The organism is Bacteroides sp. RCH18 (assembly GCF_058231005.1).
In genome coordinates this window covers 843,548-869,601 of the sequence record NZ_JBIPTC010000002.1, presented here as the reverse complement: position 1 = coordinate 869,601, position 26,054 = coordinate 843,548, and the positions used below count along the sequence as shown (strand labels likewise).

19 protein-coding genes are annotated in these 26,054 nt (G+C 42.3%); 11 read left to right on the top strand and 8 right to left on the bottom strand.

All coding sequences use genetic code 11. The features are described 5' to 3' along the window. Positions 1 to 50: 50 nt before the first annotated feature. The 6 genes from ACHLI0_RS18760 to susR all read right to left on the bottom strand — a co-directional run bounded on the left by ACHLI0_RS18760 (position 51) and on the right by susR (position 10,713). Complete coding sequence (locus tag ACHLI0_RS18760; protein ID WP_490749808.1) at positions 51 to 3,134, bottom strand: discoidin domain-containing protein; 3,084 nt, start codon at positions 3,132 to 3,134, stop codon at positions 51 to 53. Positions 3,135 to 3,147: 13 nt separating this feature from the next. After that, on the bottom strand, positions 3,148 to 5,496 hold the full coding sequence (locus ACHLI0_RS18755) for a GH92 family glycosyl hydrolase (RefSeq protein WP_490749807.1): 2,349 nt from the start codon (positions 5,494 to 5,496) through the stop codon (positions 3,148 to 3,150). A 34-nt stretch (positions 5,497 to 5,530) separates the two neighbouring features. After that, positions 5,531 to 8,080, bottom strand: coding sequence for a glycoside hydrolase family 38 N-terminal domain-containing protein (locus tag ACHLI0_RS18750; RefSeq protein ID WP_490749806.1), 2,550 nt, complete (start codon positions 8,078 to 8,080; stop codon positions 5,531 to 5,533). A gap of 7 nt (positions 8,081 to 8,087) precedes the next feature. After that, positions 8,088 to 8,318 carry a hypothetical protein gene (locus ACHLI0_RS18745; RefSeq protein ID WP_048695082.1) on the bottom strand — a complete coding sequence of 77 codons (231 nt, stop codon included), beginning with the start codon at positions 8,316 to 8,318 and terminating at the stop codon, positions 8,088 to 8,090. Between the two features lie 75 nt (positions 8,319 to 8,393). Then, positions 8,394 to 8,918: an RNA polymerase sigma-70 factor gene (locus ACHLI0_RS18740; protein WP_008760954.1), complete on the bottom strand. Its 525-nt coding sequence runs from the start codon at positions 8,916 to 8,918 to the stop codon at positions 8,394 to 8,396. Between the two features lie 190 nt (positions 8,919 to 9,108). Continuing rightward, entirely contained in the window at positions 9,109 to 10,713 is a 1,605-nt protein-coding gene (gene susR / locus ACHLI0_RS18735; protein ID WP_022470737.1) for a SusR family glycan utilization regulator, read from the bottom strand. Positions 10,714 to 10,972: 259 nt separating this feature from the next. On the opposite strand from susR, the gene ACHLI0_RS18730 reads away from it, so the two are divergent. The 11 genes from ACHLI0_RS18730 to ACHLI0_RS18680 all read left to right on the top strand — a co-directional run bounded on the left by ACHLI0_RS18730 (position 10,973) and on the right by ACHLI0_RS18680 (position 21,662). After that, positions 10,973 to 11,350, top strand: coding sequence for a hypothetical protein (locus ACHLI0_RS18730; protein WP_055216583.1), 378 nt, complete (start codon positions 10,973 to 10,975; stop codon positions 11,348 to 11,350). A gap of 113 nt (positions 11,351 to 11,463) precedes the next feature. Next, entirely contained in the window at positions 11,464 to 11,814 is a 351-nt protein-coding gene (locus tag ACHLI0_RS18725) for an NADH-quinone oxidoreductase subunit A (protein ID WP_008760952.1), read from the top strand. Continuing rightward, positions 11,805 to 12,398: an NADH-quinone oxidoreductase subunit B gene (locus ACHLI0_RS18720; RefSeq protein ID WP_008764304.1), complete on the top strand. Its 594-nt coding sequence runs from the start codon at positions 11,805 to 11,807 to the stop codon at positions 12,396 to 12,398. The genes ACHLI0_RS18725 and ACHLI0_RS18720 overlap by 10 nt, the downstream gene beginning before the upstream one ends. A 20-nt stretch (positions 12,399 to 12,418) precedes the next feature. Beyond that, the gene (locus ACHLI0_RS18715) at positions 12,419 to 14,011 is read left to right on the top strand and encodes an NADH-quinone oxidoreductase subunit D (protein ID WP_008760950.1); all 1,593 of its coding nucleotides are present in this window, start codon (positions 12,419 to 12,421) and stop codon (positions 14,009 to 14,011) included. A 125-nt stretch (positions 14,012 to 14,136) separates the two neighbouring features. Further along, positions 14,137 to 15,213 (top strand): NADH-quinone oxidoreductase subunit NuoH, encoded by a 1,077-nt coding sequence (gene nuoH, locus ACHLI0_RS18710; protein ID WP_113748814.1) that lies wholly within the window; start codon positions 14,137 to 14,139, stop codon positions 15,211 to 15,213. A gap of 10 nt (positions 15,214 to 15,223) precedes the next feature. Next, a complete protein-coding gene (locus tag ACHLI0_RS18705; protein ID WP_055216579.1) occupies positions 15,224 to 15,712 on the top strand; it encodes a 4Fe-4S binding protein in 489 nt (162 codons plus the stop codon). A gap of 2 nt (positions 15,713 to 15,714) precedes the next feature. Next, a complete protein-coding gene (locus tag ACHLI0_RS18700) occupies positions 15,715 to 16,227 on the top strand; it encodes an NADH-quinone oxidoreductase subunit J family protein (protein ID WP_055216576.1) in 513 nt (170 codons plus the stop codon). A 95-nt stretch (positions 16,228 to 16,322) separates the two neighbouring features. Next, positions 16,323 to 16,631 carry an NADH-quinone oxidoreductase subunit NuoK gene (nuoK, locus tag ACHLI0_RS18695; RefSeq protein ID WP_007764713.1) on the top strand — a complete coding sequence of 103 codons (309 nt, stop codon included), beginning with the start codon at positions 16,323 to 16,325 and terminating at the stop codon, positions 16,629 to 16,631. Between the two features lie 87 nt (positions 16,632 to 16,718). After that, a complete protein-coding gene (gene nuoL / locus ACHLI0_RS18690; RefSeq protein ID WP_490749805.1) occupies positions 16,719 to 18,608 on the top strand; it encodes an NADH-quinone oxidoreductase subunit L in 1,890 nt (629 codons plus the stop codon). A gap of 89 nt (positions 18,609 to 18,697) precedes the next feature. Next, the gene (locus ACHLI0_RS18685; protein WP_055298756.1) at positions 18,698 to 20,182 is read left to right on the top strand and encodes a complex I subunit 4 family protein; all 1,485 of its coding nucleotides are present in this window, start codon (positions 18,698 to 18,700) and stop codon (positions 20,180 to 20,182) included. 37 nt (positions 20,183 to 20,219) lie between these two features. Then, positions 20,220 to 21,662 (top strand): NADH-quinone oxidoreductase subunit N, encoded by a 1,443-nt coding sequence (locus ACHLI0_RS18680; RefSeq protein WP_259020275.1) that lies wholly within the window; start codon positions 20,220 to 20,222, stop codon positions 21,660 to 21,662. 79 nt (positions 21,663 to 21,741) lie between these two features. On the opposite strand, the gene ACHLI0_RS18675 is transcribed toward ACHLI0_RS18680, so the two are convergent. Continuing rightward, positions 21,742 to 24,537, bottom strand: coding sequence for a sensor histidine kinase (locus ACHLI0_RS18675; RefSeq protein WP_490749804.1), 2,796 nt, complete (start codon positions 24,535 to 24,537; stop codon positions 21,742 to 21,744). 269 nt (positions 24,538 to 24,806) lie between these two features. Next, entirely contained in the window at positions 24,807 to 26,018 is a 1,212-nt protein-coding gene (locus ACHLI0_RS18670; protein ID WP_490749803.1) for a beta-helix domain-containing protein, read from the bottom strand. Positions 26,019 to 26,054 lie beyond the last annotated feature (36 nt).

Below are 26,054 nucleotides of genomic sequence, written 5' to 3'. Positions count from 1 at the left end.
TGTCTTCTGGTGTTCTAATTAAAAAGGTGACCCTTAGTTTTCTACGTATATCATATATCCAACTTCTTTTGTTCAGCCTTACCATATTGTTTTAGCAAAACACTGACTCCTCCTTTCAGCATTTCCGGTTCCGCCTCAACAGAAATAGTCCGTTCTTCACCCGGCATCAAAGTTATATAATTATCAGACATGATAACAGGAAGGATTCTTTCTTGTGTAGCCGTATTCACCAATCTTATCCGGTTAGCACAAGCAACAGTTTTCGAATGATTCTTTACCGACAATTTCATCTTTCCTTCGGATATCATTGACTTATCAACTAATTTGCACGACAATTCTGCTTCCGGCAATGTATTCAAAGCTGTATAGTCAAGATCTGTCACGCCGTTTCTCCAATAGAAATTATCTGAAATCAAATTACCATTTGCGTCAGTCAGTTCTAACCGGATGAAATGGAGCGGAGTCAGTTCCTCAACATTCTTTTGTTTCTTACCATATATTTCAAATTCATACAGTGAATATCCAAAGTCTGTGGCACGGCTAACTCCTGCCATTTTCACATAGCGCGCAGTAACCGGAGAAAGTTTTATCTCATCTGTACTACCTTGTCCATCTTTGTTTATATAGACTGTTTTCCATTTCTTCGCATCATTCGACACTTGGATCTCGTACTCTTTGGCACGTGCCGTTTCCCATTTCAACACAACATGCTCTATTTTTTCTTTCTTACCCAAGTCAACATAGATCCATTGAGAGTCACTCGCATCACTTTCCCAACGACTGCCTGCCCCTCCGTCAGCTACTAAAGAAGCCGATCTGGATGGTGATGATGAAGAAGCTACCACATTCTTGCCAAAAGCCAGATTGTATGGATTGAAGTTTAACGTGAACGCTTCTGCAATGTTACTTGCCGGTACGTCCATCTGTCTTGTACGTCCATATGCCGCAACCTCTTTTCCGTTCAGGTTGTAGATGGTCGCTTTAGCATAAGCACCTTTCAAGTCTTTGGTAGTAGTATTTACAGCTTTTATACTGTTATTAGATGAGTTCCACTGAAGATGAAGATGTTCGCAAGCCTTCTTTGCTCCCCAATAAGCTCCGGTAGGATCATAATAATAATCGTACGTCTGCCATACGAATGATGGATATGCCGGATGACTCATCCAGATCAAAAGCCCGGCCGCATCATTCCACATCTTATCATTCCATGCTTCATACATCCCTTTCATTACTTCAATATTCAGCAACTGAGCTTTCTCACAGAACTCTTCCAGACTGGAAGATTCTCCGAATTGCGTATTCACCGATTTCTTATAATTGATAGGATTGGCATTGGATGCTTCTTTGCCGAAGAAGTGCTTATTCCAAACGTTATCATCATCATCTTTCAATTGTTCATCAGTAGGCAGAGGCCACCATGACTCCTGAGGAATAAACAATTTCACACTTTCAAATGTCGGGAAAGTAGCCGTTCCTATTTCAGTACGCATACCATAACCATGATCTATACCATACGGATAAGCAGGTTTATTGAATGCCAGATTACTGCCCGAAGTCTCAAAATGATGCTTAGGGGGCTGATTTCCCCACCAGCCGCTTCCGGATAAACCATCTTGATTGGAACAAGACTTATACATTCGATCGTTTTTATCTTCCTGAGCTATCATTTCACGCAAATAATTATCCAAATCGGGTGTCGGATGTGTTTCATTAGCACCACACCAGATAGCTATAGAAGGATGATTCCTTAAACGTCTCACTTTATCAAGAGCATTTGCTTTGAATGCTTCCGGCTCAGCTACATCATTATAAGCGACATACAGCCAGAAATCATTCCACACCATGATTCCATACTTATCGCAATAATCATAGAATTCATCATCAGTCACACAACCTGTCCATAAGCGGATCATGTTGTAGTTCATATCCTTATGCAATTTGATTTTCGTTTCGTACTCTTTGCCATGACAACGAAGCAAATACTCGCTCATACCCCAGTTTCCACCTTTCAGATAAATCTTCTGCCCATTGATAAAGAACGTCAGAACCGGGTAATTCACTACGTTGTTGATCATCTTGTACTCATACTTCTTGATACCAAAAGTAATCTCCTTTTCATCTGATATTTTTCCATCTGTCGAACAAGTCAGTTTACAGGTATAAAGATTGGGTTCTCCATAACCATTAGGCCACCAAAGTTTCGGGTTGCGAACAATTAATGCAGCAAAATCATTCTTATCTACCGATAATTGCACAGTTTCGTTCCCTTCTACCCGAATGCTTTTGGAGAAGGTTATACTTCCCGGCTGAATAACACCGGAAACTTCCACTTCTTTCGGAGTCGAAGAAGCATTCTTGATTCCTGTAGAGAAAGATAACTCCGCTTGCTGCAAAGTCGGCAATTCAGAGCGCATCCAAGGGTCTTCCATCACAGCATCGCCTGTAATAGAAAGATATGCATTTCCTGTAATTCCGGCAAGACGTCCCGGCACATACGGCATCCAATCCCAACCGGCACCTGCCAGATAGCTGGGACTACAGGCAACACCATACGGATCTTTTCCTTTACGAGTCTTTTTCTGATCAGGATCAGTAATCAGAACCGCAACCGCATTCTTTCCTGATTTCTTAATCAAGTGTGTCACATCAAATTTAGAACGCAACATATGTCCGCTCACATCTTTAGTCGATGTCTTTGTCCCCGATATTTTTTCTCCGTTAAAGTAGAAATCGGCGAAACGATTGGTATTATCAAAATGAAGCCAGACACGCTTACCTGCTGAATAAGATGCCGGAAGTTCAAACTCCGTACGATACCAGAAAGGACGGTTATAAAACGTCTCATCTACTTTATATATATTATCAGCGTAATTAGGATCGGGAACGATTCCGGCTTCAACATATGCTGTAAAAACAGCTCCGGGAACTACGCCTTTCACATAGTCCGGCATTTTAAAACCCGGGGTAGAGATTTGTTCTCCCCCTATATTATTCAAATCTGCCTGCGGTTTGACTTCCCATACTATCTTAGGATTGGAACTGTTCAGTGACATGGTAGAAGTCTGAGCATGCCCTATTCCATTCAGTACAAACAAACTTGATGCTAGTAAAAGAAGTCTAAACTTATTCATCATAATATTCAGTTATTTAAATGTTAGATAAAACACCCCATTCTGTATTGGGCTTATCGCCCATAAATAATTCCAATGTTCCTCCTGCTGCGATTTCAGCAAAGTCAAGGTAACATTTATTGTACTCCTTGCCATTCAGCAAAGCTTTTTGTATATATAGATTATTTGTGTTGTTGTTGTGAGCAATAATTGTAAATACTTTCCCTTGATGATATTTTGAGTCCAGATTAAATTCTACCTTGTCAAAAACAGGACTGGTTATTTCCATGCGGGTGTTACCGGGACAGGAAGGATGAATGCCGGAAGCAGCCAATATATACCAAGCCGACATCTGTCCTACATCTTCATTGCCCACAATCCCTTCTACTTTGTTCGCATAAGCATTTTTACAGATATATCGTGTCCACTTCTGTGTATACCAAGGTACATCCAACTGATTAAAAAGGAAAGGAACAAAATGTACCGGTTCATTAGCATGATTATAATAATCATTCCATAACATATCAGAAGGAGTGTGGTCAAATAAATTAGTCAGATTAGCTATAACCTCTTCCTTGCCTCCCATCAGTTCAACCATTCCCGAAACATCATGCGGCACAAACCAGCCTTGCTGATAAGCATTCGACTCAATGCAACCATACCATTCTTCGGTCAGTGCATTCTCCGGCCATGCTTTCCATGATCCATCTGCATTCCGGGGACGGAACCAGCCTTTTTCCGCATCAAACATGTTACGATAGGCTTTCCCTTTTTCATAAAAGCGCTTTGCATCTTCTTCTTTCCCCAACGCCTTTGCCAATTGAGCCACGCACCAGTCTGCATAGGCATATTCCAGCGTATATGAAATACTCAACGGTTCAGGAGTATATCCCAACGAATCATTCCCAAACTTAGCTGACGTGTTGACTGCATATTGATATGCTTTTTCTACATCATACGTGCGAATTCCTTTCATATAAGCATCTGCCAGCACCGACAGTGCAGGATTACCTATCATACAGCCGGAATAAGAATTCAGAAGTTCCCAACGTTCATAATATTCCCGTCTGCTCTGATCTGCCATCGTTATCAGCGAATTCAACGCATCACTCACCAAACGCGGATTAATCATCGCCTGTAAAGGGAACTGGCTACGGAAAACATCCCAACCACTAAATATAGTACGCTTGGTAAATGTACCGTCCTGTTCATGTACCTTTTTATCTCCGCCAATATATCGCCCATCAACATCTGTATAGATTCGAGGGTCAATCATCGTATGATATAATGATGTATAAAAAACAGTTTTTTCGTCATCAGTTCCACCGGATATCCGTATACGGTTAAGTTCTTTATTCCACAAATCACTCGCTTCCTGTTTTACTTGAGCAAAGTTTTTAGAAGCAATCTCCTGTTTAAAGTTATTAGCTGCTCCTTCCATATCGACAAAGGAAATGCCTACTTTCATCTCAACCTGTTCTCCCTCTTTTGTGGGAAACTCTGTGAAGAAGCCAAGGTGCTTTCCTTCCAGTTCTTTCTTATCTTTAATGACCGGAGCTTGTGATACACGTGTCAGATAGGGAATACTTACCACTTCATCACGCTTCCGAACCCATTCATCAGGAATATCCGCACTCCAAAAGCCATAATTACTCAATGGTTTACTAAATTGTGCATAATAATAAACTGTGTAATCGGAATTTCCCTCACCATTTCCCCATCCACCCCCATCAGGTGTACACTTCATCCAACCTTGAATGGTATAATCATCCAATACTTTCACATATTGCGAAGTAGAAGTCCCTCCCACTCTACGTGCCAGGTCTATCTGAATACGAGATTGTTCATTCGAAGGAAAAGTAAATTGCAATATTCCACAATGAGGTGTCGCACTGCTCTCTACTTTAATCTTATAATCGGTCAGTTCTACCGAATAATATCCCGCTTTAGCTGTTTCGGTAGCTTTATCATAAGAAGAACGATACCCTTTTATACTACCATCTTCTTTACCCGCTATTTTTTGCAGTTCGCCCGTTGTAGGCATCACCAGGAAATTTCCTAAATCCCCAAACCAGCCCACTCCGCTCATCTGAGTAAAGGCAAAGCCTTCAATGGTTTTGTGTTCATCACTATAACCGGAACTATTATCACCTCCGGTTATAGTATTGGGACTTACTTGTACCATACCGTACGGAGTAGTAGCGCCAGGAAATGTCTTACCTAATCCATGATAAACACCGGCAGCTCCTACACTGGTACTAGCTCCTATAAAAGGATTTACATAATCAGTCGGAATTAATTCTTCTGTTACTACTCCTGCTGAAGAACAAGCAGTCAGCCACAAAAAAGAGCAAGCTATTAAAATATTAGCGCTAGCTTTATACATAAAAATATTACAGTTTACTATTATTAGAATATGTTCAATTCAAATTCAAAGCAAATGTCTTTAGACCGAAACGAGGCATAGAAATACTAATTTCAGATTTTCCGGTACGTGTTTTTATTGTCTTTCTATCTATAATTCTACCATTCAGATCTACTTCTTCTATACTAGACAGCGGCATATCAAAAGTAATATTATGCTGCTTCCTGTCACCTTCCGCATTAAACAATCGCAAGATTATTTTTCCATCTTTTATATTGGCTGCACTCACCTGATAACCGGTATTTTTTAAGTCTACCAGTGACCTTGACTCCAATTTTGCAAATGAATGATAGGAACATAACAATGGTTCATTCCAACAATCGCTCTTCGTGGCTATAGCAGCCTTGTCCCATTTGCCACGATGAGGAACAATAGCATATTTCATTTTCAACGGTCCAGTAATCTTATAGTCAGGTCCCCAAAGCCCATTACCAGAATATTGGGCAGTCAGCCCTAACGGATAATCTTTTCCGTGTGAATAGGAAGTAGTATGGTCTGCGAATAAAGCCAATGCATAATCTCCTTCCTGTTCTGCCCAATCAACCCAATGAAGAATAATGTTATGCTTAATCTGATCCCAACTATTGAAAAAAGTATCATCTAACTTACTTTCACAAACATCAAACGGCGCATTTTTATAAATACGAGGAGAATGAAGATTTACAGGGAAAAGTACACTTAACTTAAATCTGTCATCACAATAAGCTCTGCGATTATCCCGCCAACTATTTTCTTTATATTCTCCAATACCTACATTTTTCTTCCAATTAATAGTAAGGTCAAAATCGATACGCTTCTCCCCTTGAGCAATGCTTATAATCTGTACAAAAGGATGTGAAGCTATTTTCCCTTCCAGTTTTACCTTTGTCTCTTGTATATTACTTCGCAAAACCGTCAGCTTAGCCGGAGCTTCTGTAGAAGAGCGAAACTTGCCTTCGTCATAAAAATAGCCTCTCAATTCACCTATAGAATATTCACCCGATTGTTTGGCAAATTCTTTGTTTCCTTCTTTTTTTGCTACAAGGCTTTTAATAATTCCTCCCTTCGACAAGTCAAAAACAATTTTATACATATCATTTTCAACCACATATTCTCCTTCATTTATAATCTTTTCGCTTCCTGAAACCGTTCTTTTACCTGTCTTTACTTGTTTAATACGATATGTGGAGTAGCCAAAGGGAGGAACATCTGCTTCAAACAACAATCTTATTTTTCCACCTTCTTTTCCTATTGAATAATCAACTTTTTTATTTCTATAATCATTGACTTCCAAATCAAAGTCTGCATATTCCTGAGGGAGTTCAACAGCTACCAGTTCTTTTCTTTTTGTTCCCAATGTATTATAAACGCGTACAAATCCCTGGGCTTTTTCAGTATTAATAGTATTGTTATCAAAACTGAGTATAGAAGCAGCTGTAATTTTATCAGCCACAGTATTTGTCTCATCTGTCCATCGCTTTATTTGATCCGCCCAAGTTCCAAATTTATTTAGTCCATTGTAAGGTACGATCCAAGAATCATGATGTTGCGCAAGCATCAAAGTACGCCATGCTTCATCCAAATCTTCCTGAACACAAGTGTACCCATTGGCAAGATGAGCAATAACAGACATCTTCTCTGCCATTATTATTTTATTCTCAGAAGCACGTACTTCTTGAGCAATTCTCTGCAACACTTGGCTTCCCCACATTAAGTTTACACGCATATCTTCCTGCGAAAAATGCCAGTCATCATCCGTTTTACCAATGGAAATATTCTCAAAATAATCTTTCCACGTCACATAAATTGAATTACTTTTGGTATTCTTTCCACTTCCTAACCATGGACCATTTTTCCATCCGGCATCTTGGAAACACATTCCCACAGGATGTTCAATCCCTGCATCACGACAAGCATTCAGATAAGATTCTTCATTACACCAAGCAGTTGTCTGCCAAGTAGAATTCTTTTCCAATTTCTCGCAAGCATAGCGAGGAACAGTAAGAATGGGAGTTCCATCCGGGCCTACCCAATTGACCAATTCGCCGCCATAAGCGTTAGTGTATCCTCCCCAACAAGTATTCGGGCATTTGAGTACGGCATACTTAAAACCAAATAACTTCAATATCTGAGGCAAACAACTTGTGAAACAGGGTTCTTCCACAGAATAAGTGGTAAAAGTCACTCCCGGAAAATGTTTATTTATCTTAGCAATACCATATTGAAACTGACGTATAATGCTTTCGCCCGATATATTATAACAATAAGGCTGAGCATAAGTAGGATTTGTAAACTCTACCTGCTTACTTACTACTACGTTTTTTAATTGTCGATAGGCTCCGGGAGTCTGTATTTGCACCGTATCCCATGTTTCAGGCTCTATTTCCAGACAAATTCGCCAATCCGGATGCTTGGATAACTGGTCGACAATAAACTGAGTTTTCCACTTCACCGGATAATGCCCGTATATCCCTCCATGATATCCATCAACAAAATAAGCTTGTTGCGAATGAGCATGCGTACATATAAAGACGACTAGTAATATGATGCTATAAAGTCTATTCATGGTATTTTTAAGCCTTTTTATTTTCGCTATTCTCTATCCGACTCATAAATTCAGATAGTTTTTGCTTAGCAAGTTCTTTATCATCTTTAGGGAACGACCAATCCAGGAGAGCAACAACACTCTGATACTCAATAAATTCTTCGCGCATTTCCCCATTATTCTTCACATTCAGAAGGAAGACTTCCTTTTCTTCTGAAGTCAATTCACCTGCAAAATATTTATTTAAATTAGTTCCCATTATTCGTTCCTTTTTACAAAAGAACGATTATCCCAGTAAATACCCCTAAAAAAATATCAATAAAATTATTAAAACTCATGCTGCAAGGCAAATATTTAGTTTTACCCTTAATTTTTTGAGTGCTATCCCCATCTGACATTCTACAGTATTTACTGAAATACCCAAACGTTCTGAGATTTCTCTATATTTTAACCCTTCGACACGACTTAATAAAAATATGTCACGACATTTTCGAGGCAGACTATTAATTGCGTTACGAACGAGCATTTCCGTTTCATTTCCTTCCGAGATATCAGACACATCAAACCTGTTTAAAGATTGTAATTTCAAGGACATTTCTATTTCGAAAGAGGTTTGAACTGATTCAATATACTTCTGTTCAAACATTTTATGTTTCAAATGATCCAAGCATCTATTCTTTATTAATCTGAAAAGATACGCGTTCATATTTTCAATGCGATCCATAGAATCGCGTTTCGCCCATAAGTCGGTAAACACATCTTGTGTTATGTTTTCTGCATCCTCTTCCAGTATTACAAATTCTTTTGCAAACCGAACCAGTTTTGAATAATAAGTAAGATACAATTCTGAAAAATCCATAGCTGTGTTTCTTTAGATTAGTATTCAGTTATCAAAAATCTTGTGATGCAAATATAGAGATGAAAAAAGCCTACTCCTTATTGGAAGTAGGCTATAAAGTAGACGTTTTTGAACACCTTTTTCAGATAACACATTATTATTCAACACATTAATAAACAACCATTTTAAGGTTTTGGTAAACCAAATAGAATCATTTTTGAGACAAAGAACCAAGCTTTTTCACCTCTTCTTCGAAGATATTTCCATCCAATAAAGACATTCTCTTCACTTTACTCTTATAATTATAGATCGTTTGTACTGAGTAATGCAAAAAAACAGCAATTTGCGAAACATCTGTAATCCCCATTCGCATCAAAGCAAAAATACGCAATTCTGTATTCAACTGGTCTTTGTCCAGTTTATAATAATCTTCCGGTTTCAACAATGAATTAAACTCTTCGACAAAATTAGGATACAATTTTAAAAACGCTTTATCAAAATTGGTATATAATCCTTCCAATTCTTTTTCGAAAGGACGAGAAGAAGATTTGTATAAATCATCAACTTGACCAGTTTTTATTTTTCGATTTACATTTTTCCTATATTCATCCAGTTTATTAATGTAAACGGCACACTGGTTCATGAAATAGCCTACATATCTTTCTTTTATTAAATTAGCCTCATCCAAATTCTTGTTCAATGCAACTAACTCTTCATTCATAACATTGAGATTCTTCTTTGCACGGGAAACAATCTTAGTCTGTTTATAAGTAAAATACAAAGTGATAGCAAGAGCCACAACAAACAAACTAGTGAGCAAAATATAAAAACGAAGATTCTGCTTTTGCTTTTCCAGCCTATATAAATAAGTATTTTCTATAATAGGATGAATACGAGCTATTACCGTATTCTTAAAACGGGAATTATAGAAGATAGCATCACTCAGTGCTACTTTAATATAATTATAAGATCTATCGATATCTCCTTTATGGTATAAATTCACGGCTAAAGTCAACAAAGCCTCATTTTCTTTCACTGCCAGTTTTATATCGGTCATAGCAGCTAATATAAGATACTTTTCTTCCAATTCATGCTCTCCGACCAGCCGATATGCTCTTGATAGTCCCATAGACATCATCGCAAACCCGTGAGTTCCAGGTTTTTCCTTTTGATAAATTTTAGTCAGTATCTTAAGTGCTTCTTTTGTATTGCCCTGGTCCTGAAGCTTTATAGCTCTTTCTTTCGAATATTCTTCCGATGCATCATACAAGATACTCATAACTGTATCTCGATACGCCTCTTTTTCAATCAAATATTCACTGGCAAATCGAGCATCATCTGTATATTTAATCAAGTTTTCATAATACCGAATGCGATTCCAACAATACAAAGCCTGTAAATGACTTGGTAAATCCGAACAATTGATTGATTTGAAAATATCATTAGCTTGAATAAACAACCCCGATAAGGAATAAACAAAAGCCAGTTGCAGCCTTCCTTCCAGCAAATAGGTTTTATTATCCAGTTTCTTAGCGATCTCAATATTCTCATTAATGTACTGTTCCGCAGAATCGCAGACAAACGTTTCGTATTGATGGAGAATCTCGGAATTCAAACGATACATATCGTCCAAGGTCTTTTGTTCCTTCTTTTTTGCTTTCAGCTCTTTGATAGTAGCTTCTTTCTTTTCTGTATACACAAGACGCTCAGAAATCACTTTATCTAAAACTTTCAATAGAGAATCATTCTCGTTATTTGCATAAAGATTCAACAAAGAACCCAGTAGGATTGTTATAAAGCAAAGTGTGTGTTTCATATCAATGTGTTATATACAATTTGCAAAAAAATGAATTTTCTTTGGGTAATTCGTCAAAAAGAACGTAAATCGTTCTTTTTATTACATCTTTTAACCAAATCAGAACGGATGCATACCATATAGGAAGAAGATTCTCCAGAGCAGCACTGAAATAAAAACGGACTTGAAATAAAGCAAGTTAAAAAATACTTTTTTGTAACCCCGACTTTGCAAAAAACATGAATATTAATCCTATATTTGCAGCCGTTAAAAGAGAAAGATGAAACAAAGCTTAAAATACGGACTATTTCTGGTACTTGCTTTGCTGATCCATGTTGTTTCCAATGAAGCAATGGAAGATAACTGCAGAGTATCCCCCCCGACATATCGCCAGGAGAAGTGCTACGTATCTCAGGATCATCCTGTTCATAATGCTCTTGAACGTCTTCATTATTTCTATTCTACCCAGTCTTGTGATATGAGTCATACGGATGTTGCACACATCCCTACAGATAAAAGCGTGCAACTGCTGATTACTTATTTCCGTGAATACAAAAGTCAGCAAAATACGTCTCAGACTCATTCACTCCATATTCCCAAGTACTTTTACGATCCTATTACATATTATATATATGGTTTAAGGAAGATCGTCATTTAGACGGTACAATCCATTATCTTATTCGTTAATTCATTACAGTTGGTTTCATCCGGGTGTGGAGAAACTAATTGTTTATTTCTATATAATATTCAATCTAAACAGCTATTGAAATTATGAATTTTACATTTTTAGTTGTTGTTTTACTGACAGCGCTCGCTTTTGTCGGTGTAGTAATAGCCCTTTCACGAGCTATTTCACCCCGTTCGTACAATGTACAAAAGTTTGAAGCTTATGAATGTGGTATACCAACGCGTGGTAAATCATGGATGCAGTTCCGTGTAGGTTACTACCTGTTTGCCATCCTGTTCCTGATGTTCGACGTGGAAACAGCTTTCCTGTTCCCTTGGGCAGTAGTAATGCATGACATGGGACCTCAGGGACTCGTTAGTATTCTCTTCTTCTTTATTATTTTGGTTCTGGGCCTTGCTTATGCCTGGAGGAAAGGAGCTTTGGAATGGAAATAACCAAAAAACCGAAAATAAAATCAATTCCGTATGATGAATTCATCGACAATGAATCATTGGAAAAGTTGGTCAAGGAACTTAATGCCGGAGGAGCGAACGTTTTCCTCGGGGTTCTGGACGACCTTGTCAACTGGGGACGCAGCAATTCACTGTGGCCGCTTACTTTCGCAACCAGCTGTTGCGGTATCGAATTCATGGCACTGGGTGCCGCGCGTTATGATATGGCCCGCTTCGGGTTTGAAGTAGCACGTGCCAGTCCGCGTCAGGCTGATATGATCATGGTCTGCGGAACAATCACCAATAAGATGGCACCGGTACTGAAACGTTTGTACGATCAGATGCCCGACCCGAAATACGTGGTTGCCGTAGGCGGATGTGCTGTCAGCGGAGGCCCTTTCAAGAAATCTTATCATGTGGTGAACGGAGTGGATAAGATTCTTCCGGTAGATGTATATATCCCCGGATGTCCGCCCCGCCCGGAAGCTTTCTATTACGGCATGATGCAACTACAACGCAAAGTGAAAATAGAAAAATTCTTTGGTGGAACGAACAGAAAAGAGAAGAAACCGGAATTTATGAAATGAAGAATGAGGAACGAAGAATTATGCAAGAAATACAATTTATAGTCCCTGCAGCGTTACACGACGAAATGCTGCGCTTGCGAAATGAAAAACAGATGGACTTCCTTGAAAGCCTCACTGGTATGGACTGGGGAGTAGCAGACGAAAAAGACGCACCGGAGAAACTCCGTGGTTTAGGCGTTGTCTACCATCTGGAATCGACTGTTACGGGAGAACGGATAGCACTGAAAACAGCCGTTACCGACCGTGAACGACCGGAAATTCCGTCAGTCAGCGATATATGGAAAATAGCCGATTTCTACGAACGTGAAGTATTCGACTATTATGGCATTGTTTTCGTAGGCCATCCCGATATGCGCCGCCTTTACTTACGTAATGACTGGGTAGGGTACCCCATGCGTAAAGATAATGATCCGGAGAAAGATAATCCGCTTTGTATGGCTAACGAAGAGACGTTCGATACAACACAGGAAATAGAACTTAATCCGGACGGAACGATTAAAAACAGAGAAATGAAACTCTTCGGAGAAGAAGAGTATGTGGTCAATATTGGTCCGCAACACCCTGCAACTCACGGTGTAATGCGTTTCCGCGTTTCTCTTGAAGGTGAAATTATTCGTAAGATCGATGCTAACTGCGGTTATATCCATCGGGGTATTGAGAAAATGAACGAGAGTCTTACATATCCGCAAACACTGGCATTGACTGACCGCCTCGACTATCTGGGCGCACATCAGAACCGTCACGCTTTGTGTATGTGTATTGAGAAAGCAATGGGCATCGAAGTGAGCGACCGTGTCAAATACATCCGTACAATTATGGATGAGCTGCAACGTATCGACTCTCACTTACTGTTCTACTCTGCCCTCGCCATGGACCTTGGAGCACTGACTGCTTTCTTCTACGGATTCCGTGACCGTGAAAAGATTCTCGATATTTTTGAAGAGACTTGCGGCGGACGTCTGATCATGAACTACAATACCATCGGTGGTGTACAGGCCGATCTTCATCCTAACTTCGTCAAGCGGGTAAAAGAATTTATCCCTTATATGAGAGGTATCATTCACGAATACCACGACATATTTACCGGCAACATTATTGCTCAGAGCCGTATGAAGGGCGTCGGAGTGTTAAGCCGTGAAGATGCAATTTCATTCGGTTGTACTGGGGGTACAGGCCGTGCTTCGGGCTGGGCTTGCGATGTACGTAAGCGGATACCGTACGGTGTATATGACAAAGTAGACTTCCAGGAAATTGTTTATACGGAAGGAGACTGTTTCGCCCGTTATCTGGTACGTATGGACGAAATCATGGAGAGTCTGAAGATTATCGAACAGTTGATAGACAACATTCCCGAAGGACCGTATCAGGAAAAGATGAAACCGATCATCCGCGTTCCCGAAGGCAGTTATTATGCCGCCGTAGAAGGAAGCCGCGGAGAATTCGGAGTCTTTCTCGAAAGTCAGGGTGACAAGATGCCTTATCGCCTGCACTATCGTGCTACGGGATTGCCACTTGTTGCTGCAATCGACACGATTTGCCGCGGAGCGAAGATTGCCGACCTGATTGCCATCGGAGGCACACTGGACTATGTAGTTCCGGACATCGACCGATAAACAAGAGATAAAAAACAAGTATTAAGTATAAAGTAGTAAGTATTAACCGACTATGCAATATGATATACACTATATTCCGCATGGAATTAATACTTAATACTTAAAACCTAATAATTAAAATATATATGTTCGACTTTAGTATAGTAACAAACTGGATACATGAGCTGCTGCTCTCCGTTATGCCGGAGGGATGGGCCATCTTTATAGAGTGCGTAGCTGTCGGCGTGTGCATCGTTGCGCTATATGCTATTCTGGCTATCGTACTGATTTACATGGAACGCAAAGTCTGTGGTTTCTTCCAGTGCCGCCTCGGTCCGAACCGTGTCGGTAAATGGGGTTCTATTCAAGTGGTATGCGACGTACTCAAGATGCTGACCAAGGAGATTTTCACTCCGAAGGATGCCGACCGCTTCCTCTACAATCTGGCTCCATTCATGGTAATTATCGCCTCGTTCCTCACTTTCGCTTGTATTCCTTTTAATAAAGGAGCGGAAATTCTGAATTTTAATGTGGGCGTATTCTTCCTGCTGGCTGCTTCCAGCATCGGTGTAGTAGGTATTCTGCTTGCCGGTTGGGGTAGTAACAACAAGTTTTCGCTGATCGGTGCCATGCGAAGCGGCGCACAGATCATCAGTTATGAGTTGTCAGTGGGTATGAGCATCATGACGATGGTCGTACTGATGGGCACCATGCAGTTCTCCGAAATCGTAGAAGGACAGGCTGACGGATGGTTTATCTTCAAAGGACATATTCCTGCCGTGATCGCTTTCATCATCTATCTCATTGCCGGAAATGCAGAATGTAACCGTGGCCCGTTCGACCTTCCCGAAGCGGAAAGTGAACTGACGGCCGGATATCATACGGAATATTCCGGTATGCACTTCGGTTTCTTTTATCTGGCGGAATATCTGAATCTGTTTATCGTAGCCAGCGTGGCCGCTACCATCTTCTTGGGAGGCTGGATGCCATTGCATATCGTCGGTTTGGACGGATTCAACGCTGTTATGGACTATATCCCCGGCTTCATCTGGTTCTTTGCCAAGGCATTCTTCGTTGTGTTCCTCTTAATGTGGATCAAATGGACTTTCCCACGCCTGCGTATCGACCAGATTCTGAATCTGGAATGGAAATATCTGGTTCCTATTTCTATGGTAAACCTATTATTAATGGCATGTTGTGTTGCCTTTGGCTTCCACTTCTAAAATAAGAATTATGGAATATAAAGATCAAAAATATACGTACTTGGGAGGACTGATACATGGTATCAGCACTCTGGCAACGGGTATGAAAACCAGTATCAAGGTATACTTCCGTAAGAAGGTAACCGAACAGTATCCTGAAAACCGGAAAGAGTTGAAAATGTTCGACCGGTTCCGCGGTACACTGGCAATGCCCCACAACGAGAATAACGAACACCGCTGTGTAGCCTGCGGATTGTGTCAGATGGCTTGTCCGAATGATACAATCACCGTAACCAGCGAAACGATCGAGACTGAAGACGGCAAGAAGAAGAAAATCCTGGCGAAATATGAATATGACCTCGGAGCTTGTATGTTCTGCCAACTGTGTGTCAACGCTTGTCCGCACGACGCCATCACGTTCGACCAGAACTTCGAACACGCCGTCTTTGACCGGACGAAGCTTGTCCTGCAACTGAATCATGCCGGTAGTAAAGTAATTGAAAAGAAAAAAGAAGTTTAGATATGGGATCAACACTTGAAACAGTAGTATTCTACTTTTTGGCAGCATTTATTATTGCAATGTCCATCATGACGGTGACTACCCAACGTATTGTCCGCTCAGCCACCTATCTGCTCTTCGTGCTCTTCGGCACGGCCGGCATCTATTTCCTGCTGGGTTACACATTTCTGGGATCTGTCCAGATTATGGTTTATGCCGGTGGTATCGTCGTTCTTTATGTATTCTCCATCCTGCTGACCAGTGGAGAAGGTGATCGCGCCGAGAAACTGAAACGAAGCAGGTTTCTGGCAGGACTCTTTACGATGGTTGCCGGTTTAGCGATTATCTTGTTTATCACCCTGAAGCACAACTTCCTGCAAACCGGAAATCTGGCACCACAGGAGATTAACATCCACGCCATCGGTAATGCCCTGCTAAGCAGTGACAAATATGGTTATATATTGCCTTTCGAAGCAATCAGTATTTTATTACTGGCTTGTATCATCGGTGGTATCATGATCGCCCGAAAGAGATAAATAAGTAAGTATTAACTATTAAGTATCAGGTATTAGGCTGCGCAATGAACCGCAAGGAATTAATACTTAATACTTAAAACCCAATAATTTCAGATATGATACACATGGAATATTATCTGGTAGTTTCTACCATCATGATGTTTGCAGGAATCTATGGGTTCTTTACCCGTCGTAATACGCTGGCTATCCTGATTTCTGTAGAGTTAATGCTGAACGCCACGGACATCAACTTCGCCGTGTTCAACCGTTTTCTCTTTCCGGGAGGCATGGAAGGCTATTTCTTTGCACTCTTTTCCATCGCCATTTCGGCTGCGGAAACGGCTATAGCTATCGCCATCATGATTAACATTTACCGCAACCTCCGAAGTATTCAAGTCCGCAATCTGGACGATCTGAAGTGGTAGTGCCGAGGCGGCGCGACCCAATTTCCATTCGGATGGATATCGTGATAAATATGAACAATAATAAAACAAGTAATTAAAATAAACTGTATGGAACTAACAATTCTAATACTCCTTCTTCCCTTCCTCTCCTTCCTCATTCTGGGAATCGGAGGAAAATGGATGTCTCATCGGACAGCGGGCGCTATCGGTACGCTGATACTGGGAGCAGTAGCAGTACTGTCGTACGTTACGGCTTTCCAATATTTCTCCGCCCCTCGTTTGGAAGACGGAACATTTGCCACGTTGATACCTTATAATTTTACGTGGCTTCCTTTCACCGAGACTTTACGATTTGATCTGGGCATTCTGCTCGATCCCATATCCGTGATGATGCTGATTGTCATCTCTACCGTGTCACTGATGGTGCATATCTACTCCTTCGGCTACATGAAAGGCGAGACGGGCTTTCAACGTTATTACGCTTTCCTGTCCCTGTTTACAATGTCTATGCTGGGACTGGTGGTTGCCACAAACATTTTCCAGATGTATCTTTTCTGGGAACTGGTGGGTGTCAGCTCTTATCTGCTGATCGGGTTCTACTATACAAAGCCCGCTGCCATTGCCGCTTCCAAGAAAGCGTTCATTGTCACCCGCTTTGCTGACTTAGGCTTCCTTATCGGTATTCTGATTTACGGATACTACGGTGGCACGTTCGGTTTCACACCGGATACGGTATCATTGATCAGTGGCGGCGCTTCCATGCTTCCATTGGCTTTGGGACTGATGTTTATCGGTGGCGCCGGAAAGAGTGCCATGTTCCCGTTGCATATCTGGCTGCCCGATGCCATGGAAGGTCCTACTCCTGTCAGTGCCTTGATCCATGCGGCTACGATGGTAGTTGCCGGTGTTTATCTGGTAGCGCGTATGTTCCCGCTTTTCATCGCTTATGCGCCGGACACCTTGCACATGATTGCCTGGGTAGGTGCTTTCACCGCCTTTTATGCAGCAAGCGTGGCTTGCGTACAATCGGATATCAAACGTGTGCTGGCCTTCTCGACCATTTCACAGATTGGCTTTATGATGGTAGCACTGGGCGTTTGTACTTCTATGGACCCGCACCACGGAGGACTGGGATACATGGCTTCCATGTTCCACCTCTTCACACACGCCATGTTTAAGGCATTACTCTTCTTGGGTGCCGGCAGCATTATCCATGCAGTACATTCCAACGAAATGTCAGCTATGGGAGGACTACGCAAATATATGCCTATTACTCACTGGACATTCCTGATTGCCTGTCTCGCCATTGCCGGTATTCCTCCGTTCTCCGGTTTCTTCTCGAAAGATGAGATTCTGGCTGCCTGCTTCCAATATAGCCCTGCAATGGGTTGGGTGATGACAGTAATTGCCGCAATGACCGCCTTCTATATGTTCCGCCTCTACTATGGCATCTTTTGGAGCAAAGAAAATAAAGAGCTTCATGCTCATCATACCCCGCATGAGAGTCCGTTGGCTATGACTTTTCCGTTGATGTTTCTGGCGGTTGTTACCTGCCTTGCAGGGTTCATTCCTTTCGGACACTTTATCAGTTCGAACGGGGAGTCTTACTCTATTCACCTCGATCTGTCGGTAGCTGTCACAAGCGTTGTAATTGCGATTATTTCTATCGGGATTGCCACATGGATGTATAAGAATGCCAAACAGCCTGTTGCCAATGCACTTGCCAAACGGTTCAATGGATTGTGGACGGCTGCTTATCATCGTTTTTATATTGATGATATATACCAGTTTATTACGCATAAGATCATCTTCCGTTGCATTTCGACTCCTATCGCATGGTTCGACCGTCATGTAGTGGATGGGTTCTTTAATTTCCTGGCATGGGCTACGCATACGACAAGCGACGAGATACGTGGTCTTCAAAGCGGTCAGGTACAGCAATACGCATACGTGTTCCTTTGCGGAGCGCTGGCGCTTATCCTGCTGTTAGTTCTATAGCAAGTATTAACTATCAGGTATTAGATATTAAGCTGCGCAACAAGTCGCTGCGAATTAATACTTAATACTTAAAACTTAATAATTCAATTATGAATTTTTTATCAATCTTCGTACTCATCCCCTTACTGATGCTTGCCGGACTTTGGGCAGCACGGGGAATCAAAGCGATTCGGGGGGTTATGGTTACCGGTGCATCGGCACTTCTGATTGCCTCCGTCGTACTTACCTTTATGTATTTGGGAGAACGCAGTGCCGGCAACACGGCAGAAATGCTATTCCGTGCGGATACACTCTGGTATGCACCGCTTCACATCTCCTACTCGGTAGGCGTTGACGGTATTTCGGTAGCCATGTTGTTATTGTCTGCCGTTATTGTATTCACAGGTACTTTCGCCTCCTGGCGTCTGCAGCCTCTGACAAAAGAATATTTCCTTTGGTTCACACTGTTGTCTATGGGAGTCTTCGGATTCTTTATATCCATCGACTTATTCACCATGTTCATGTTCTACGAAATCGCGCTGATTCCTATGTACCTGCTGATCGGTGTATGGGGTTCGGGACGTAAAGAATATGCAGCCATGAAGCTGACCCTTATGCTGATGGGCGGTTCCGCTTTCCTGCTGATCGGTATTCTCGGAATCTATTTCGGTTCGGGAGCTACCACCATGAACCTGCTGGAAATAGCACAGCTACATAATATTCCTTTTGCACAGCAATGTATCTGGTTCCCGCTTACCTTCCTCGGGTTCGGTGTGCTGGGTGCTCTTTTCCCGTTCCACACATGGAGTCCCGATGGTCACGCTTCCGCCCCGACAGCTGTATCCATGCTTCACGCCGGAGTACTGATGAAACTGGGAGGTTACGGATGTTTCCGTATCGCCATGTATCTGATGCCGGAAGCCGCTAACGAACTTTCATGGATATTCCTGATACTGACAGGTATCTCCGTTGTTTACGGAGCATTCTCCGCTTGCGTACAGACAGACTTGAAATACATCAACGCTTACTCTTCCGTTTCTCACTGCGGACTGGTACTTTTCGCCATTCTGATGCTGAATCAGACTGCTGCGACAGGAGCCATTCTTCAGATGCTTTCCCACGGATTGATGACAGCCTTGTTCTTTGCCCTGATCGGTATGATTTACGGACGTACACACACACGTGATGTCCGCGAGCTTGCCGGATTAATGAAAGTAATGCCGTTCCTCAGCGTATGTTATGTGATTGCCGGTCTTGCCAATCTCGGTTTGCCGGGATTAAGCGGGTTCATTGCCGAAATGACTATCTTCGTAGGTTCTTTCCAGAACAACGACGTATTCCACCGTACACTGACCATCATCGCTTGTTCATCCATCGTGATCACGGCAGTCTATATCCTGCGTCTGGTAGGCAAGATTCTGTACGGTACCTGCACCAACAAACATCATCTCGCGCTGACAGACGCGACCTGGGATGAACGGGTAGCTGTTATCTGCCTCATCGTTTGTGTAGCCGGACTGGGTATGGCTCCTTTCTGGGTAAGCCACATGATTGGTGAAAGTGTACTCCCTGTAGTCTCACAACTCATCCCATAACCTTTATTTTTTAATCTTTAATTCTTAATTTATAAAGATGGATTATTCACAATTTCTACATATGCGGGAAGAGCTGTCGCTCGTAGCAGTTTTACTATTGCTGTTCCTTGCCGATCTCTTCATGAGTCCGGACGCACACAAGCAAAAAGGGACGAGACCCGTTTTGAACACCATGCTGCCAGTTATCCTGATGGCCATCCATACAGCGATCAATCTGGTTCCAGGCACAGCTGCCGACATTTTTGGCGGTATGTATCACTATGTACCCATGCACACGGTTGTCAAATCAATCCTGAACATAGGCACGCTGATTGTTTTCCTGATGGCACACGAATGGATGAAACGCGACGATACTTCATTCAAGCAAGGTGAGTTCTATGTACTTACACTCTCCACCCTGTTCGGTATGTATCTCATGATTTCCGCCGGACACTTCCTGATGTTCTTCATCGGACTGGAGACAGCTTCCATCCCGATGGCAGCCTTGATCGCTTTCGACAAATACCGCCATAACTCCGCTGAAGCCGGTGCCAAGTATATCCTTACCGCACTTTTCTCCAGCGCACTGTTACTGTTTGGTCTGTCAATGATTTACGGTTCCGCAGGAACACTGTATTTCGATGATCTTCCTGCTCATATCGATGGAAATCCGTTGCAAATCATGGCTTTTGTATTCTTCTTTACCGGTATGGCGTTCAAGCTCTCTTTGGTTCCGTTCCATTTATGGACGGCAGATGTTTACGAAGGTGCACCGAGTACGGTTACCGCCTATCTGAGTGTTATCTCCAAAGGTTCGGCAGCATTTGTGCTGATGGCTATTCTGATCAAAGTATTTGCACCGATGATACATGACTGGCAGGAAGTACTTTACTGGGTGACTATCGCTTCTATCACCATCGCCAACATATTCGCTATCCGCCAGCAGAATCTGAAACGCCTGATGGCGTTCTCCAGTATTTCGCAGGCAGGATATATCATGCTGGGTGTGATTGGAGGAACGGCACAGGGAATGACTGCTCTGGTATATTACATACTTGTATATGCCGCTGCCAATCTCGGAGTATTTGCCGTCATCACTATCGTAGCATTACGCAGTCAGAAGTTTACCCTCGAAGACTATGCAGGACTTTATAAGACGAACCCGAAAATGGCTTTCCTGATGACTATCTCCCTGTTCTCACTGGCAGGTATTCCTCCGTTTGCCGGATTCTTCTCGAAGTTCTTTATTTTCATGGCAGCTTTCGAGGCAGGCTTCCACTTGCTGGTATTCATTGCACTGGTTAATACCGTGATTTCATTGTACTATTATCTGCTGATTGTAAAAGCAATGTATATCACGCCTTCCGATAATCCGATTCCGGCTTTCCGCAGCGACCGCTGTACGAAGTGGGGACTGGCGCTCTGCACACTGGGCATCATCGGACTGGGTATTGCAAGTATCGTATATCAGTCTATCGATAAACTTTCATTCGGAATATAAGAAACCGACTCTCTATATAAAAAAGTAACGGTCTTGACAGGATTCTCGTCAAGACCGTTACTTTTTATATCATTCTTACTTATTCTTCCGACATCACCACGAAACAAGGAAGGCTAAACCAGAAACGCGAACCCTTTCCCGGTTCGGATTCCACCCCTATCTTTCCGCCCATTTGTTCCACAATACTTTGGCAGATGGAGAGTCCCAAGCCTGTGCCGTGTACAAAGGAGTTCAGCTTTACAAAGCGTTCAAAAATATGTGTCTGGCTCTCTGCGTCAATACCAACTCCCGTGTCTTGAACATAGAACTCCAGTTCTTCTCCCTTCCGCTTATAGCCTACACGGATACTACCCTCCGAAGTAAACTTAATCGCATTGTTCACAAAATTGGAGATCACCTGATGCAAACGGTTACGGTCACTAATAATGCGGCATTCCGCAAGGTGCGGATCGAACACCAGTTCTACATTCTCCTTCACCTTCATTTGCATGGAGCGGACAATATCTTCACAGAGCATATTCACGTCTACATCTCCGTTGGTAAACTCAAATGTACCCGCTTCAATCTTCGACAGGTCGAGTATATCCGAAATCAGTTGTAAAAGCAGGTCATTGTTCTCCTTCACAATCTGAATATACTCCCGCCGTTCCTCTATATTTTCCGTATCGACGAGCAAATCGGAGAAACCGACGATAGCATTCAGAGGAGTACGTATTTCGTGGCTCATGTTAGCAAGGAAAGCACTTTTGAGACGGTCCATCATTTCGGCTTTGTCACGTGCCAGGATCAGTTCTTTCTCCGTCTCCTTCAGTTCGGTAATATCATAGTTGATACCGATGATTTCCACTTCGTTTTCTTCCGGATTGTATGTCGTAACGACTACATTCATACGTATCCAGTTCCATTCATTCTTCTTGCCGGGACGGCAGATTCGCATTTCTCCCTGAAAGTGTTTCCGGTTTCCTTTTCTGACCTCCCGATAGAAATCAAAAATACGTTCACGGTCTTCGGGGTGCATATTACGATAGACTCCCACCACGTCCGCCAATGGAGTATCCTCTTCTTCACCTAGATTCTTGTACCATTGTTTAATGGCATATCCCTTCCGGTTCAGCAGATTCAGCTTGGCATATCCCACCTTTGCATAATCCGATATGAGAAGGAAGAAATTCTCAAAATCACGAATACGGTTCATCGCATCAATCTGCTCCGTATTATCAATGCTGATCAGGATATAGCCGTTAAAGCTACCTTCGTTATCATAGAGCTTGCTGACTTTCGTATATATATCTATCGCATCCCGACGATCGGGGTGATAATAACCTTCTGCCCGTTCAAAAGAGTAGTTCAGACGGAAGTCTACCAAATCTTCATCCCGCACACGGTCACGGATATGCTGCGGTACGTTCGGATTCTCAAAGAAGTTGACTCCTATCACGTCCTGTTTATTTTCTACGCCGAATATTTCCAGGTCCTTATTATTCAGGTCAATTAGAAATCCATCCTTATCATAGATTTCCACTCCTGCCGGGATATTGGCAAAGATACTCTTAAAGAGCTTCTCACTGCGGTCCAGTGCCCTGTTGGTCTTCACGGCCTCCGTGGAATCCGTGAACAAACCTACCACTTCATCTTGCTCCGGCGAATAGACTATCCAATGGGTATAAAGTTCTGTCTGTGGGAAAAAGATATCCTTTTCCCTATATGAATTGTTATCCAGCACTTCTTTCAGAAAGAGGAGCTGTGAAGAAAAATCCGGATATATTTCAGAGGCCAAGACTCCTATATACGTTTCGGCAGGTCGGGCAAAGAAGCGGGAGCAGGTCTTGTTGACATCCGTTATCTTATAATCACAAGGCTGACCGTTTTCATTACGGATAACAGACATCCGTATATATCCCAACGGCATAAAATGGAAAAGATTACTTAAAAAAGACTGTTCACGAACAACACGATCTTTGGCCTTACGCAGTTCAATACAGATACTGATAATGTTCGCCAATGAAGAGAACCATTGAAAATCTTCATTGCTCCATTCACGATACGATTCGACCAAATCTATGCCCATAAATCCCCATACACGGTCACCAGCCATTAAAGGAGCGACCATCAACGAACAAATGCCTTGAGCGTCAAGGAATTTATATTCATCCTCCGCTTCTTCGGGCAACTGTTTCAAGGAAGTCAGTATGATGGGTTTACTAGATAGAATCTGCTCACACCACCATCGGGTTTCATTAACCGGAATGGACTGTTGCTTGTTTTTCTCTTTGGAAACACCTTCCGAAACGACTTCATACGTGCAACTATGATGCGTATAGTCTTCGTTATACTCAAAGATATACACACGACCGCCTTGATAGAGGCTCAGCACATCATTCAATATCTCCATAATACAAGAATCTACATCTTCATCATGGAGGAAGCGAAGCAAAGACTGTGATATATAGTTTTGCCGGCGCAACAGGTCATTTACACGCCGGAGGGTATTTTTCTGTTCCACTTCTTTAGGTGCCTCAACACGCTGGATAACGCCAAAAGATTTGTCACCTCCATTGGTTCCGGTACCTTTCTCACGAAGAGCCAGACGGGTATGCAGCCAAACTTCACCATTTTTTGAACAGATGGGAAAGGTTTGTTCATAAAAGTCTTTATGGATATTTGCATTGGCCCGAAACTCCTGTACTATCTGTTCACGGTAATCCTCACGTATCAAATTTTGGAAATCCATGAAAGAGATAGTATCTCCTTCCAGTCCCAAAAGATCACAAAGAAAATCAGAGCAGACATAATGCCCAGCCAAAAAGTCCGCTTCCCACCATCCTATCTGAGCCAGAGAAGACATTTTACAGTATCGCTCGTAGTTTGTTTGCATAAGTGATTGATCATATAATAATGAAGAGCAAATATACGAAAAAGAAAATCAGAGAAACATATAATATCTGAAATAATTCATAATAGAAGAGAGAGGATAGTAGCAGGGATAGCCAGGGAGGTAAAAGCGTAATAAACGCATCTCATTATTATATGATTTGGCACGGATTACGCGGATTACACGGTTTTAGTAAATCATAACCGTGCAATTCGTATAATCCGTGCCCGAAAAAGTAATACCTACTGTAAAAGGAACCGTTGGCTACTTCATCAGAATGCTGATAAATTATAGCCTGTCCAACCGAACAGAGAAGCGTCTGCACCTATATTGTCTGCCGATTCGACAAATGTATTCAGTTCGCCGTTCAGTTTCAATCCTGTGAGACTCAATGTACTTGTGATGTTAATGCTGGATTCTATGTTTCCTGCACCTTTGCTGTCTTTCATATCAACCAGATCGATAGCGCCACCCGTACCCTTAACCAGTGCATTGGTGATGGTAGCTTTTGCTCCGCGACGAATCTTGATTACATCCTGCATACGGTCTACGTTATCGGCAGTATTGGCAGCATTATTCACGATAGTCATGTTTTCTACCTTAAAGTCAGACTGACGCAGGTGATCCGGATACAGACCGTCCATGTTACCGTCGGCTTCGATGCCGCGAGGATCGGCTTCCGTACTTGTGTAGTCGCTTTCCCAAACGCCATAGCAGTTCTTCAGCGTACCGCAATAACCTTGTGTAAAGTCGAACATATCATCATCCGGATTAACAGCCAGCAGATTGGTTACATTTACTGTTCCACCAAAGAACTCGATTGCATCGTCGGCACTTTCCAGTACGTAGATATTTTCAATCTTTGTTCCGTTGCCGACACCGTTCAAGGTCAGTCCGTTGTGTTCGATGTCTGCTGTGGAGCGTGCACCTGCATAGCAGATTTTCACGTAAGTCAACGAACCGGAGTTGTCATCAGCTGCGCTGCCGCCGTATTTATAGTCATTATTGATTTCCGTCAGTGCCGTATCGCTCTTGTCGGTCTTTGAACCGGAAATAGGTGCTTTACCATTGATAATCACGCCACCCCAATATCCGGATACCGGGCTGGTGGTATTTGCCGTAAAGACGATTGGTTTGTCGGCCGTACCATCGGCATAGAGTTTACCTCCCTGCGCTACCAGCAGATAACTGCTGAAACCTTCACGCGCCTTGATGGTAGTTCCGGCAGGGATATTCAGGCGACCGCCGTCGGCGATGATAACCGTTCCGTTCAGAATGTATTCTTTGGCATCCAGTGTCTGTTCACCGGTCAGTGTACCGGACAGGATGTTTTCGCCTACCACGATAGAGCTACCTGTTCCTCCGCCATTTCCACCGTTACCGTTTCCATTGTCATCTCCGTCACTATCACTACTACATGCAGTGAATGTCAGTGCAGTTGCCATAGCGGCAAACGTCATAAAGTTTACAAACAATCTTTTCATTTTGCTTTAATAATTAGTTAATAATCTTATTTCATT

Excerpts from the sequence above, each read along its gene's own strand:
- nuoK (WP_007764713.1), top strand. The coding sequence starts at position 16,323 with ATGATACACATGGAATATTATCTGGTAGTTTCTACCATCATGATGTTT.
- ACHLI0_RS18700 (WP_055216576.1), top strand. The coding sequence starts at position 15,715 with ATGGGATCAACACTTGAAACAGTAGTATTCTACTTTTTGGCAGCATTT.
- susR (WP_022470737.1), bottom strand. The coding sequence starts at position 10,713 with ATGAAACACACACTTTGCTTTATAACAATCCTACTGGGTTCTTTGTTG.
- ACHLI0_RS18755 (WP_490749807.1), bottom strand. The coding sequence starts at position 5,496 with ATGTATAAAGCTAGCGCTAATATTTTAATAGCTTGCTCTTTTTTGTGG.
- nuoL (WP_490749805.1), top strand. The coding sequence starts at position 16,719 with ATGGAACTAACAATTCTAATACTCCTTCTTCCCTTCCTCTCCTTCCTC.
- ACHLI0_RS18675 (WP_490749804.1), bottom strand. The coding sequence starts at position 24,537 with ATGCAAACAAACTACGAGCGATACTGTAAAATGTCTTCTCTGGCTCAG.
- ACHLI0_RS18685 (WP_055298756.1), top strand. The coding sequence starts at position 18,698 with ATGAATTTTTTATCAATCTTCGTACTCATCCCCTTACTGATGCTTGCC.
- ACHLI0_RS18680 (WP_259020275.1), top strand. The coding sequence starts at position 20,220 with ATGGATTATTCACAATTTCTACATATGCGGGAAGAGCTGTCGCTCGTA.
- ACHLI0_RS18750 (WP_490749806.1), bottom strand. The coding sequence starts at position 8,080 with ATGAATAGACTTTATAGCATCATATTACTAGTCGTCTTTATATGTACG.
- ACHLI0_RS18715 (WP_008760950.1), top strand. The coding sequence starts at position 12,419 with ATGCAAGAAATACAATTTATAGTCCCTGCAGCGTTACACGACGAAATG.
- ACHLI0_RS18720 (WP_008764304.1), top strand. The coding sequence starts at position 11,805 with ATGGAAATAACCAAAAAACCGAAAATAAAATCAATTCCGTATGATGAA.
- nuoH (WP_113748814.1), top strand. The coding sequence starts at position 14,137 with ATGTTCGACTTTAGTATAGTAACAAACTGGATACATGAGCTGCTGCTC.
- ACHLI0_RS18745 (WP_048695082.1), bottom strand. The coding sequence starts at position 8,318 with ATGGGAACTAATTTAAATAAATATTTTGCAGGTGAATTGACTTCAGAA.
- ACHLI0_RS18670 (WP_490749803.1), bottom strand. The coding sequence starts at position 26,018 with ATGAAAAGATTGTTTGTAAACTTTATGACGTTTGCCGCTATGGCAACT.
- ACHLI0_RS18725 (WP_008760952.1), top strand. The coding sequence starts at position 11,464 with ATGAATTTTACATTTTTAGTTGTTGTTTTACTGACAGCGCTCGCTTTT.
- ACHLI0_RS18760 (WP_490749808.1), bottom strand. The coding sequence starts at position 3,134 with ATGATGAATAAGTTTAGACTTCTTTTACTAGCATCAAGTTTGTTTGTA.
- ACHLI0_RS18705 (WP_055216579.1), top strand. The coding sequence starts at position 15,224 with ATGGAATATAAAGATCAAAAATATACGTACTTGGGAGGACTGATACAT.
- ACHLI0_RS18730 (WP_055216583.1), top strand. The coding sequence starts at position 10,973 with ATGAAACAAAGCTTAAAATACGGACTATTTCTGGTACTTGCTTTGCTG.
- ACHLI0_RS18740 (WP_008760954.1), bottom strand. The coding sequence starts at position 8,918 with ATGGATTTTTCAGAATTGTATCTTACTTATTATTCAAAACTGGTTCGG.